Here is an 11,814-nt window from a genome sequence, read left to right as displayed (position 1 = left end):
TGGTTACTGGTGGATACGAGTGGATAATCCTGACAAGCCGATTCACGAGCAAAGAGGAATGAGAAATAATAGTGGTCGACTAATGGCGACGTATATTGGCTTGGAGAGTGAATGGGACAATTGGGAAAAATATAGTCATCAGATAGGGCAGATGTGATAGGTATGATTGCTGCATAGACAATATCTATGGATATCATAGGGAATTCTTATGTGATGGTCATGTGATTCGCTTATAGATAAAATTTTATAGCAATGCTTTCATCTATAATTTTTCTCTATTTCTCTGACCTATCTTTTGCCCATCCATTTTGGGGATGCTATGGTGGTTTTGTGTTGAATGTGTACAAATCGTCTCGTTGACATCGTGGAGGTTAGAGGTGAAAGTCCCGTACCCCCTTGCTGTGACTGGGATGGACGTAACGGGACTCGAACCTGTGACCTCCACGATGTCAACGTGACTCTAGCCACTATTATGCCTGGTTTTCCATCGCTACACAACACCAAAGTTTGACTTAAGTTGGCTAAAAGTTGGCTAGAAAATGCGATCGCTACAAGTGCCCAAATTGGTGGCTGTACTTTTCCCAGTAGCCATGACCCACCTTAGCCCGGTGCGATCGCCTTGCCTTATCACATCCCGATCGGGGACTGGAAATTATCTCATCACCGTTGGGCCAGTAGCTAATCCCGTACTTCTCGAACTCAATCTTGAGGACTTTTCGCCGAAGTCGTTCGGCTCCGATTTGTGAGGAAAGGTAAACCCCGTCAGACATAGAGCCATTGCCCAGTCTCTGTAGTAGCGCCTTGGTCTGGTCAGTGAGGGTTAAGGTTGTTCGGCTGCGGGCAACGGCTTCCTTTCGTGTCGATTGGGAGTGTAAGCCAATGTCTTTGTTATGCATAATCAGTGTCACGTTGAATAAGGGTGACATTGGTTATGCATAAACTCAGTGTCACTGTCATAGATTGTGTGGAGGAAATTTGGGAAATTCTTATCCTGTCTTAAGACATTGGAATCCATATAACGATTCCAAAAGTTGAGACAAGTGAAATCTTAAAAGTGTTTCGCTCCAACCTCATAGAATGTGTGGCCCAACTTTAGTGACGCTCTTGCTTGCTTTAATCAGAATAGTTGATTGCTAAATCCATTCTAATAAGTAAGTTAAATTAACAGGAATTGAATTTATGGGGGCTGACACGAATCAATTTTAGACAAATAGCTAATCAATAAACGCCACAAAGATAATTAATTCAAATGAACCAAAGCGGTGCTTTTCGCCATACCACTGCTGTACAGTAGTAATATGGGTTGTTAGATGGCAAAAAGAGAGCCGCCAAGGACGGGAGGTATCAAAATGGGGCTTTAATTAACAGGATGGGTGGCATGTTTAGAGGTACAAAAGAGTGGGGTGACAAACAAGCTTGATTAACCCGACTGAACTAAGGGAAATAAAGCCAGTATTGAATCAACTCAAATTGCCGTTGTTTAGCGGACTTTCTAATAACCCTATAGCGGCAAGAAAAATAGTCAACATTTTTCTTCCTCACTAGATAATGAGTAGAAAACGAGTGGGCTTTGACTGTCAGTTAGGCGGGGAAAATTGACTTCCCACGTAGTACCGTGGAGGTCTAGCCTTCTTTCTGTCTAAAACACTGTAATACTACTGTACACAAGCAAATGAGCTATAAACGCAATATCCAGGGACTAAGACCATGGCATAGCAAATGGAAGTCCACAAACGTAACCAAGGCGATCCGAGTACCGGCTAATTTAACTGAAGAAATAATCAACTATGCCCATAAACTTGATGACGGGATTGACCCAAATCAAGATTCAATTGCAATGCAATCGATGTCTGAGGTTGAAGAAATACTAAAGGATGCAATTAAGCTAAAGGGAAATGAAGGGAAAAAGATTAAGGAAAAAATAAACCAAGCTTTGGAGGTGATTGAGCGTTCTATGCAGTAGGGAATGCGTTATATGATGTTCTTGGGGTTCACTCTTTTGAGTAAAAAAAACGGTGGACTGAGAATCCCCAGTCCGCCAAAAACCAAAAAATATTCATCATGAATATTACTTTAGACAGACCCACTTGCACAGAAGTCGTGGGTCAAGGACTTGTAACACAAGCGCAATCTAAGCATTACCCTCTCAGTCTACCAGAATGGATAGCCCAAGATTTGACCCAATCGGGAATCAAGGATGCCTACCTGCGATCGCTGGTGACCCCAATCAGAGGCAAAGGGGCGATCGCCAAAAAGCTCAAGAAGAGAAGAAAAAAGATAAGCCCCCAACCCCTGTGAGTTTTGCCAAGGAGTTGGCAGAAGGAAACCGTCACCGTTGGCGGTTCCATAACGAGCAAAAGACCTGGAGAGAGTGGAACGGACAATACTGGGAAGCTATCCCAACCGAGAAAATCGGAGACACTATCCACCACCAGGTCAAAGACCAAATCAAGACCGATAAGTGGGTCACCGATTGCCAAAAATCCCTGGAAAGGGAGCTGCGGCAATGGGAATGGACACCACAATCCCAGACCGTTAGGGCGTTTGCCAATGGCGTTGTGGACATGGAAACCCTGGAACTGACCCCCCATGACCCCAACCATTTCAATACCAACATCATTAACCGTGACTGGTGGGAACCCAAACAAGCCGACGCTCCCAAAGACCCCCTAGAAGCCCTCAAGCAGTATTGCCCTAATATCTACGGCGCTTGGCACTATGCCATGGGTGAGGATGAGAGGAAAATCCTCAAGCTCTTAGCCGTCTGCAATGGAGTCATGACTTGGTGATTCTCGGTTCTCCAGAAGTTTATCCACTTGTTCGGACAGCCCGGAACTGGCAAGGGGACATTCTCACGAATTCTAGAGGCACTGGTGGGCAAGGAAAATACCAAGTCATCCAAGCTGGCCAAGTTAGGGAATGACTATGACCTAGCCCACTGGATAGACAGCCAGCTAGTCGTGTTGCCAGATGAAGGTGGGAAGGTTCCAGAAGCGGCTATAAACAACCTCAAATCGCTTACTGGTGGTGACGCTATCTCGTACCGTCAAATCTACGGCAAGGTGGCATCTAGCCCCTTCTACGGGACGCTACTGATGATTTCCAATGAACCCCTGTTTAGGGGCGAAACGGGAGCAATTAAGCGCCGGTTATGCCTACTTGGATTTGACCGTCCCATCAGCCATCGGTCGCATTTGGCTGAACGGTTGATGTTAAGGGAAGTCTCAGAATTGACCTATTGTGCCCTGTCAATCCCTCCCCATGAAGTTGATGAAATTATCAAGGGACTGGGTGAGTACGAAATCCCAGAATTTGAAGCCAAGCAATGGGAACTAGAAGTGGCTGAAAACAGCGTGGCTGACTTCCTTGACCAGAAACTTGTACCAGTTCCAGGTCTTAAAGTTGAAACCAAGTCTCTATACGCCAGTTACAAGGAGTTTTGTGAAGAGACTGGACAAAAGGCGGCGGCGGAGAACAAGTTTACGGCCCGATTGGTTACTGCATCTCGTCATGTGAATTGGGACGTAGAACGGGGTCGGAACAAGAGGGGTAGTTTTGTCATTGGGTTACAGTTGCGCGACGAAATTTTGCACCGGGAAATTCCGACTCCATCGGAAGTTTTCGGGGATACGATTAACCGTCATCAACCGTCACCCTTAGACAGGGCAAGGATTTCAACCGTCACCTCAACCGTCACCGAACCGTCACCGATGACAGTTGAACCGGGTGATAGCCCCCCTGAATCCCCCCCAATGGAGTCACCCAAGTTGACCCCACCAGTGGCTATGGAAAAACCGACCCTAACCGACCCCCAATCCAACCCCCAAAACCAGGGTGGTGACGGTAGGGGTGACGGTAGAGGTGACGGTAGGGTGATGGCTGAAATCCAGTCAGAGCAAGGGGTGACAGTTGATGACGATAAAAACGCGCCTGAAAATTTAATCCCAGGTTTCCAGTTAAAATCAACTGCTAAACCCTGCCATGGCGACGCTGTTTTGTATGTTCCCTATGGCGGCTCTAAATCTAGGGCGCGAGACATGATTTATGTTGGGCCCCATAAAAAAGGGCGGCACTGGATTGTTCCAGCAGAGCATTTTCAGAAGGGGATGAAAGGCAGTCGGCAGTATTGCACTATGCCCCGCTTGGATGATGGGCAGCGCCAAGATGACATCTTCTGGCTCAAAGGCTAGTCGGTGAATCATTCAAACTCTATAGGAGTTTGATGGATTGCCCCTTGAACTCCTGGGGAATGACTTGGAGCAACTGGTAGGGGAGCTGCTCAGTTGAGACTTATCTCAAAAGTGAACTATCAGACTCCTAGTAGGGTGGGAATAGTTCAGGTTGTTGCTCTCTTGCCACTTGTTCAACTCCTATAGGTCTTGTACAGGTGACCCGGAAATGAATGCCCAGTGCTAGGGGGATTTCTAAACTGGCTCAACCTGCCTATCAGCTTGCTTTCCAGCTAAAAGATGAACTGTACAACTGGTTAAGTAGTTGTACAGTTTGCTTCCTAACTGTCCTATCAGAACCCTATAGGGGTTTGATAGAACAATCTAAATTGAAATATTTTATAGATAAGCTTTTCTGATGCAATAAGTAACTTTTCCATTGCAACCCATTGCAGGGTTATTGCAGGCTCAAATTTAAATAACAAATCTTTATATGACCTCCCCTTGAAAGTGGCGATCGCCGGGTTTATGCTGGTGTCATCAGTGAAGGTTTAACGCCTTGAGAGGGTATTACCAGTACCACTCCCAAGACTTCCCCAACTGTGTCAGTCCCACAATTGAGGCAAAACTATGATGCCACATGAATTACCTGTCCCCAAGGCTTGGGGGCAGCCGACCTTTGCGATCGGAGAGAAAGTTGGATTTGCAAGCTACGACCCATTTCTAAACGGGATTTTTATTGTTACAGAGCGTTTGTTTAACGTTGGCACTTGCAGGTGGGAGTATAAATTACTTCCAAGGAATTGCGACAGCCCTAACATTCAAGCTTGCTTGAAGTGCTGCATTTTCAGCGAGGAAGACATAAAGGAGTGGGGCCGTGAGTAAAATTGCCAAACCCACCACCAGCAAGCAAATCCGCGTCCCGGTTGAACTTGAACACCACATCCGGTCGTACCTCGCCTATCTGAAAGGACTTGAAGCCGTGCCCCCGCCAGTTGATTTTGAGGCAATCAGCCAACTGGAAAAACGCTGTAACGCTCTAGAGACCTCTGTCTCTTTCTGGGAGAGACTTTCAGACATTCGGCAAACCTTACACACCATCAGCCACCAAATCAATGAGAAGGAATCCATGGGATAAACGCCCCGTGGACTACAACCCATTCCTACTAGTCATTTTAGGGATGGGGTTTTCCTTTGTCCTTGGGCAATACATCACCGTAACTGTATCAATAAAAGGTCAAGACAATTATGGGATTACTCCAGTTTTTGAGCAACGATAGTGCCGGAGGCATTGCGCCGGTACAAGGTCAGCACTCACAGCTTGATGCTACTACTGTACACAAGAAGAGTGCGGACAACGCCATTACCCCAAATTCCCCTGGAAGCTGGGAAAAGTTTCGCTATGCCCCGGTTGTGGAAAAGGCGAGGGCGTTTTCCACAGAGGAGGCGGAAGCCTTACGGGAGAGGGCTAAGGATGCCAGGATTCAAACCCGTGCCACTAAAAAGGCTTACGAAGCCCTCTCTGATATGAGCGATAACCATACCAGGGTCAACAAGTACCATGAACGCTATCGCCGCAACGAGGCACGGAATGAGAAGAGGATACAGGGGTATGCCAATACCAGCGCCAAGTATCTCCACTCGTTGCGTCCTGGCTACGCTCAAATGGGCAAAAGCCTAGAGCAAGCTGAACAGCAAGCTGATGCTGCGATCGCCCAATTGATGGGTAGTTTGTAATTCTTTCAATACCCCTGACTACTACTGTACAGTTGTACAACATCCTCAAGTAGCCAGGGGTTTTTTATCCCAATTATTGAGACGAGAAAATGATATCACTTTACCGAATTATTGGGCTAGGGCTACTCGTTGGGAGTGGCGCTAGTCTTGTTTCTCTTGCCAGTTTACTCAACCAGGACTTCCGAGAAATTGGTTTCTTGTTGACCCTATTATTTGCCCTTGGCATTGGAGTTGCTGGTGCAGCTATTTACTACCAGAGAGAGAAGTTAGGGGACGCTTTTGTATTCTATGTTGTCCTCTTAATCGGGCTAGGTATTATGCTATTTATGGGAGGTCTAATCCAATGGGTTTATTAATCAATCCTTCCGAGTCAAAAAGCGTCAAACAGCTTTGGTTTGTACTCCATACAGTCTCAGTTATTTCTGGAGTATTAGGGATATCAATTTGGTTTTGCACTCCCTTCTTTACCCGCTATGTACGAGCTAATCGCTATCATCAACTCTTCCGTTGGGGGTCAATTGTTATCGGTTTAGTTTCTGGCGGGACTTGCTTGGGTAGCTCTATTGTCTTAGCAGAAATAGAACCGAAAGTTAAGGCTCTAAACAAATACGATTTAGCGCAGTTCCGGCACTCGGTAGCCAGCGAGTTATACTTGGCTCGTCAGACTAACTCGGCGATCGCCCTTGCCGTTAGCTCCGAACGGAAAAGTTCGCTAGGGCTAACTGACCCTAACGCCAGTATTGATGAGGATTACGAGGGTGTGCCGTTAGAGCGTTCGTTACCTCCTAACTCTGAGGGTTCCAACGAAACTAAAGGACTAACGGAACAAGTTCGGACAGCCCTAAATGATGGTTTACCAGACTCCGAAATCATCAAAAATGTCATGGGATACAAGGGAGCCAAATATCAAGAAGGTAGGCGGCTATTGGCTGAGATAAAAAAGGATTTACCAGAGAGTGAATCCTCAGAAGAAAATGATATAATCTAAGCATTGTCCGTTGTTCCAAATCCAATCAAAACCCCCTTGCTTAATCTCAAGGGGGTTTACTCATTTTAGAGGTCAGTTGCCTCGCATCTTTTTTTTATTTGGCAGTAATAGATGCTCGTTCTTCACCTAAATATCTGGGAGTTGGATGTCACTATTTGGGCTAAAGTAATGACGCTCTAACATCCGTTCACTGGTCTCAAATAGATAAGCAATGGTAGACGGGTCAACTCCTTTTCTTAAGTAAAAAGATGCCGACGTATTTCTGAGGGAGTAAGTGGGCAAATACTGGCTAATTAACCCATCTGTAACCAACTGCTTAACCACAGGTCTCCAGGCTCGTGAGGTGAAATTATCTAAGTTTAAGTATCCCCCTTGTTGCCCTGGAAAAACCAACTGGGATGGCTTGAGCGCTACACCTTTCCTTTGTAGGATTTGTCCCTGCTGCTCAAGGACTTGTGCCAGTTGGTCAGTCATTGGAAACTGTCTAACCTTCTCGTTTTTAGTGGGTTTCAGGGTTCTGCGGCTGTATGCCTTGTCGAAGGTTATCCCACTATCCGCTACATCCTCCCATGTCAGGGCTATAGCGTCTTCTGGACGGCAACCAGTGAGCAATAGGAATCGGCAGAAGGGTAAGCAATCCGGTCTTTGTTCCCCGATCGCCGCCATAATGCAGGCAACTTCATCCTCTGTAAAAGCCTGCTTGCGGCGCTTCTCTGCTCCAGTCTTGGGAGGCTTGGGTAGTTCCTTCTTGAGCTTCCCCCAATGAGAATCGGTTATCAAATTTTGGGAAAAAGCCCAATTACTAGCCGTTTGAATTTCGTCATAGATCCGCCGCAATGTACCAGGGCTGTAATGCTTGAGCAGCTCTGGAGTAATCCGACTAGAAGAGTTTGGGCTACAGGCTTCCCTAGGAAGCTTGTCCAACACTCTATCAACATCTCTCCAGACTCTCTTTTGAGTAGTGATACTTATCTGCCCCTGTCTAGCCAGTTTGTAGCGTTGCCACACTATATATAATGTAGGCTCTTCCTTTGGGAGGACAATCTGATTCGGTTGATATTTCTTGAGGGTAGGGTCAAACTGTCCCCCCAAAATATCAAACCGAATTTTCTCACAGATTTCTTGTGCCCTAGATGTGGATAGGCGATCGCCAAATTGCCCCAACCCACCCAATGAGTAGTTGTGCTGCTGATATTGAAATCTGATTTGAATAGCGCCGTTATTGTTGCGTATCCCAATTTTAGGGAGTCGGTGTCTAACCATGTGGCTGACCTCTAAGTTGGCTAAAAGTTGGCTAACCAACATAGAGATATAGGTAAAAATGTATCGCCAGGTTGGCTAGAAAGTAACGGTGGCAAGGGATGGACGTAACGGGACTCGAACCTGTGGCCTCCACGATGTCAACGTGGCGCTCTAACCAACTGAGCTATACGTCCTTAGAGTAACTAACGTAGCACAATTTGCAATATCGATCAAGCATCTAAACTGTTGTACACAACCAGCCACAGAACCCAAATTTCAAAGTATCGCCCTAGCAAAATCGACAAAACTTAAGATAAGGTAAGTCAAGAGTAGAACCCAAGAAACTCCACCATGGAATCTAAAATTGATTGTGCCAAAGCCTGTATCAACGGATGTGTCCTAGGTGACCAATGCCCAAAACAAAAATACGCTCAACAAGCCTCAAACTTCATCCAAGAAACTTCCCTCGATCAAATGCTGGCTATAGCAGATGAGGCTCTACGCAAAAAAAGAATAGCTCCTCCCCAATGGATTATCCCTGAATCTATGGATTCGGAAGATGCCTAGACTGATCTGCTATTCCCAGGATGCCCTGAATATGAGACGCTATTGATAGCCTTTCCATCCGTTGGAGTGTTTATGCAAACTCTACCGAATCCTACCCAAACTCAATCCCCATCTTCACCAACAGTCTCCACTACCATTGAGCGCCGGAAAACCCGGCCGGTCAAAGTGGGCAACATTACGATTGGGGGTGGTCATCCTGTTGTTGTGCAATCGATGATCAATGAAGATACCCTAGATATTGAAGGGTCAGTTGCTGCTATTCGTAGATTGCATGAAATTGGCTGTGAAATAGTGCGGGTCACAGTTCCCAGTCTGGCTCATGCGAAAGCGCTCAGTGATATTAAACAGAAACTCAACGACACCTATCAACCAGTTCCTTTGGTAGCTGATGTTCACCACAATGGCATGAAAATTGCCCTGGAAGTAGCCAAGCATGTAGATAAGGTGCGGATTAACCCAGGGTTATATGTATTTGAAAAACCCAAAGTTGACCGCACTGAGTATACAGAAGCTGAATTTGCAGACATTGGGGATCAAATTCGCCAAACCTTAGAACCTCTAGTGATTTCGCTGCGAGACCAAGGAAAAGCGATGCGTATCGGGGTTAATCATGGATCATTGGCCGAGCGGATGCTGTTTACCTATGGGGATACGCCAGAAGGGATGGTGGAATCTGCCCTAGAATTTATCCATATTTGTGAATCTCTGGACTTTTATAATATTGTCATTTCTCTGAAAGCTTCACGAGTCCCGGTGATGTTGGCGGCCTATCGCTTAATGGCCAAGCGGATGGATGAACTGGGAATGAGTTATCCTTTGCATCTGGGAGTGACAGAAGCGGGAGATGGGGAATATGGCCGGATTAAGTCCACCGCAGGTATTGCAACTCTTCTTGCCGATGGTATTGGGGATACGATTCGAGTTTCTTTGACGGAAGCGCCAGAAAAAGAAATTCCGGTGTGCTATAGCATCCTTCAATCTCTGGGACTGCGTAAAACTATGGTTGAATATGTGGCCTGTCCCTCCTGTGGACGGACTCTGTTTAATCTGGAAGAGGTGCTGCATAAAGTCCGGGAAGCAACCAACCATTTAACGGGTTTGGATATTGCGGTGATGGGATGTATCGTTAATGGGCCAGGAGAAATGGCTGATGCGGATTATGGTTATGTGGGCAGACAACCTGGATATATCTCTCTGTATCGAGGTAGGGAAGAGATTAAGAAGGTTCCAGAAGACCAAGGCGTGGAACAATTAATTAATTTAATTAAAGCGGATGGACGTTGGGTCGATCCGTAACATAATTAAGGAGGGAGAGAACACTTTAATCTCCGGAAGTGGCTCACAAGCGATCGCATAAGGGAACCATAACGTGAAGAATCACTTCTCTATAGATCGGTATAGAGTGGCATGTGTTAGATTGGGCTTAACTCCCCCTAAAGTAATATCCCCGGTTCAATAAGCTTATGACCAAAACCACACGCGGACTTGTTTTAGGTGCAACGGCAGTTATGCTGACCGCTGTAACCGTTGCTGGTGCAGGCATCCATTTAAGAGGCCAAGCATTTTTCCAAGATGGCCCTAAAGAATTAGTGGATGAAGTCTGGCAAATTATCAACAATCGATATGTTGATGGCACGTTTAATCAGGTTGATTGGCAAGAGGTGCGTCAGGAATACCTGGGTCGCAAATATACCTCGGATCAAGAAGCCTATGGGGCCATCCGGGAAATGTTGAAGCAACTCAACGACCCCTATACCCGGTTTATGGACCCGGAAGAGTTCAAAAATATGCAAATTGATACTTCTGGGGAACTAACGGGGGTAGGGATTCATATTTCCATGGATGAAGAAACGGATCGATTAGTGGTGGTGGCTCCCATTGAAGATTCTCCAGCGTTTGAGGCCGGAATTCAGGCGAGGGATTTTATTATCAAAATTGATGGTCAGGATACCGCAGGGATGGATACCAATGATGCGGTAAAACTGATTCGAGGGCCAATTGATTCTCAAGTGGTGCTAACCATTTTGCGTGGCGAAGAGGAAATTGATTTTCCCATTCAGCGTCAGCGGATTGAACTTCACCCGGTTCGCGCTAGCTATCGTCAGGAAGGATTGGGGAATGATATCGGCTATATTCGATTAACCCAGTTTAGCGCTCCAGCGGCTGAAGAGATGCGCGAAGCGATTGATGATTTAGAGTCCCAAGGGGTATCGGGTTATATTTTGGATCTGCGATCGAATCCTGGAGGGTTGCTCTATTCTAGTGTGGCGATCGCCCGGATGTGGTTACCGGGTCGAGAGGCGATCGTTTCTACGGTTAACCGACAAGGGGAAACGGAACGGCAACGAGCTAATAATCGCTCCCTCACGGATAAGCCTCTGGTGGTTTTGGTTGATGGGGGTTCAGCGAGTGCCAGTGAGATTCTTTCTGGAGCTTTACAGGATAACGAACGAGCAGTGATTGTGGGAACTAAAACCTTTGGTAAAGGGTTGGTGCAGTCTGTGCAACCCTTGGCCCATGGATCGGGGTTAGCGGTGACCATTGCTAAATATTTAACGCCTAATGGTCGTGATATTAACAAGTTAGGTATTGAACCCGATGTGATCGTGGAACTAACGGAAGACCAGCAAAATCACTTGGTGAAACATCGCGATCAAATTGGTACGAAGTCCGATCCGCAGTACACTGAAGCACTGAAGGTTCTGACTCAAGAAATCGCTCAACAGTAAATTTTGTGGCTTGACGATGGTTTGAGTCTGGTAAAAAAGGTTGCTGGAAGTCAGTGCAACCTGTTTTGCAGATGCTTCTGAACTGAATAAAAAGGGGCCCAATCTTGAGGCACTGATCCTGTCTCTGGGTCAGTGCTTTTTTGTTGAGGACTTTTGGTTAAAATAGGCGTATCCCATTGGCATCCTGTCTTGAACCATGATTAGTCCCGAAGAAATGGAAGATCTCCTCGATGAGATGTATAATCCCTCTTTTGTCACTCTGCCGAAAGAGGGATAGAATAAGAGGACAAGTAAAGAGCTGAAAAATAGAATAGACAATGGATGTAGAGTACCCACTCCGGAAACACGTAGCTCGCTCTGCTGAAGCAACGATTCTGTTAGT

The 11,814-nt window shown here is 46.2% G+C and carries 12 protein-coding genes and 2 tRNA genes; 10 read left to right on the top strand and 4 right to left on the bottom strand.

Annotation, left to right across the window (positions count from 1 at the left end):
• Nucleotides 1–411 precede the first annotated feature (411 nt).
• Together J7545_RS09735 and J7545_RS09730 are read right to left on the bottom strand one after the other, a co-directional pair.
• Nucleotides 412–474 (bottom strand) — tRNA-Ser (locus tag J7545_RS09735).
• A 74-nt stretch (nucleotides 475–548) separates the two neighbouring features.
• Complete coding sequence (locus J7545_RS09730) at nucleotides 549–896, bottom strand: hypothetical protein (protein ID WP_318698669.1); 348 nt, start codon at nucleotides 894–896, stop codon at nucleotides 549–551.
• 776 nt (nucleotides 897–1,672) lie between these two features.
• Here J7545_RS09730 and J7545_RS09725 point away from each other — a divergent pair.
• From J7545_RS09725 to J7545_RS09695, 7 genes are all read left to right on the top strand, one after another.
• Nucleotides 1,673–1,963, top strand: a complete 291-nt coding sequence (locus tag J7545_RS09725) for a hypothetical protein (RefSeq protein ID WP_318698668.1) — start codon at nucleotides 1,673–1,675, stop codon at nucleotides 1,961–1,963.
• 196 nt (nucleotides 1,964–2,159) lie between these two features.
• Entirely contained in the window at nucleotides 2,160–2,789 is a 630-nt protein-coding gene (locus J7545_RS09720; protein ID WP_318698667.1) for a hypothetical protein, read from the top strand.
• Nucleotides 2,790–2,816: 27 nt separating this feature from the next.
• Complete coding sequence (locus J7545_RS09715) at nucleotides 2,817–4,190, top strand: DUF5906 domain-containing protein (protein ID WP_318698666.1); 1,374 nt, start codon at nucleotides 2,817–2,819, stop codon at nucleotides 4,188–4,190.
• Between the two features lie 856 nt (nucleotides 4,191–5,046).
• Complete coding sequence (locus J7545_RS09710) at nucleotides 5,047–5,307, top strand: hypothetical protein (RefSeq protein WP_318698665.1); 261 nt, start codon at nucleotides 5,047–5,049, stop codon at nucleotides 5,305–5,307.
• Between the two features lie 110 nt (nucleotides 5,308–5,417).
• Nucleotides 5,418–5,906 (top strand): hypothetical protein, encoded by a 489-nt coding sequence (locus J7545_RS09705; protein ID WP_318698663.1) that lies wholly within the window; start codon nucleotides 5,418–5,420, stop codon nucleotides 5,904–5,906.
• 89 nt (nucleotides 5,907–5,995) lie between these two features.
• A complete protein-coding gene (locus J7545_RS09700; protein ID WP_318698662.1) occupies nucleotides 5,996–6,262 on the top strand; it encodes a hypothetical protein in 267 nt (88 codons plus the stop codon).
• Nucleotides 6,250–6,894, top strand: coding sequence for a hypothetical protein (locus J7545_RS09695; protein ID WP_318719510.1), 645 nt, complete (start codon nucleotides 6,250–6,252; stop codon nucleotides 6,892–6,894). Before J7545_RS09700 ends, J7545_RS09695 begins: the two co-directional genes overlap by 13 nt.
• A 126-nt stretch (nucleotides 6,895–7,020) precedes the next feature.
• Here J7545_RS09695 and J7545_RS09690 read toward each other — a convergent pair whose 3' ends face one another.
• Complete coding sequence (locus J7545_RS09690) at nucleotides 7,021–8,199, bottom strand: tyrosine-type recombinase/integrase (RefSeq protein ID WP_318719509.1); 1,179 nt, start codon at nucleotides 8,197–8,199, stop codon at nucleotides 7,021–7,023.
• A gap of 57 nt (nucleotides 8,200–8,256) precedes the next feature.
• A tRNA-Val gene (locus J7545_RS09685) sits at nucleotides 8,257–8,330 on the bottom strand.
• Between the two features lie 157 nt (nucleotides 8,331–8,487).
• On the opposite strand from J7545_RS09685, the gene J7545_RS09680 reads away from it, so the two are divergent.
• The 3 genes from J7545_RS09680 (at nucleotide 8,488) to ctpC (ending at nucleotide 11,432) form a co-directional block, all read left to right on the top strand.
• Nucleotides 8,488–8,703, top strand: a complete 216-nt coding sequence (locus J7545_RS09680) for a hypothetical protein (protein ID WP_318698658.1) — start codon at nucleotides 8,488–8,490, stop codon at nucleotides 8,701–8,703.
• Nucleotides 8,704–8,775: 72 nt separating this feature from the next.
• Nucleotides 8,776–9,999, top strand: a complete 1,224-nt coding sequence (gene ispG, locus J7545_RS09675) for a (E)-4-hydroxy-3-methylbut-2-enyl-diphosphate synthase (protein WP_318698657.1) — start codon at nucleotides 8,776–8,778, stop codon at nucleotides 9,997–9,999.
• A 167-nt stretch (nucleotides 10,000–10,166) separates the two neighbouring features.
• Nucleotides 10,167–11,432, top strand: coding sequence for a carboxyl-terminal processing protease CtpC (gene ctpC / locus J7545_RS09670; RefSeq protein ID WP_318698656.1), 1,266 nt, complete (start codon nucleotides 10,167–10,169; stop codon nucleotides 11,430–11,432).
• Nucleotides 11,433–11,814: the final 382 nt, after the last annotated feature.

Source organism: Roseofilum sp. SBFL, from assembly GCF_017746885.1.
Lineage (GTDB): Bacteria > Cyanobacteriota > Cyanobacteriia > Cyanobacteriales > Desertifilaceae > Roseofilum.
This window is presented reverse-complemented; position numbering and strand designations above follow the sequence as displayed.

Coding starts and splice junctions, on each gene's coding strand:
- J7545_RS09730 (WP_318698669.1), bottom strand. CDS start 896: ATGCATAACAAAGACATTGGCTTACACTCCCAATCGACACGAAAGGAA.
- J7545_RS09725 (WP_318698668.1), top strand. CDS start 1,673: ATGAGCTATAAACGCAATATCCAGGGACTAAGACCATGGCATAGCAAA.
- J7545_RS09720 (WP_318698667.1), top strand. CDS start 2,160: ATGGATAGCCCAAGATTTGACCCAATCGGGAATCAAGGATGCCTACCT.
- J7545_RS09705 (WP_318698663.1), top strand. CDS start 5,418: ATGGGATTACTCCAGTTTTTGAGCAACGATAGTGCCGGAGGCATTGCG.
- J7545_RS09700 (WP_318698662.1), top strand. CDS start 5,996: ATGATATCACTTTACCGAATTATTGGGCTAGGGCTACTCGTTGGGAGT.
- J7545_RS09695 (WP_318719510.1), top strand. CDS start 6,250: ATGGGTTTATTAATCAATCCTTCCGAGTCAAAAAGCGTCAAACAGCTT.
- J7545_RS09690 (WP_318719509.1), bottom strand. CDS start 8,199: ATGTTGGTTAGCCAACTTTTAGCCAACTTAGAGGTCAGCCACATGGTT.
- J7545_RS09680 (WP_318698658.1), top strand. CDS start 8,488: ATGGAATCTAAAATTGATTGTGCCAAAGCCTGTATCAACGGATGTGTC.
- ispG (WP_318698657.1), top strand. CDS start 8,776: ATGCAAACTCTACCGAATCCTACCCAAACTCAATCCCCATCTTCACCA.
- ctpC (WP_318698656.1), top strand. CDS start 10,167: ATGACCAAAACCACACGCGGACTTGTTTTAGGTGCAACGGCAGTTATG.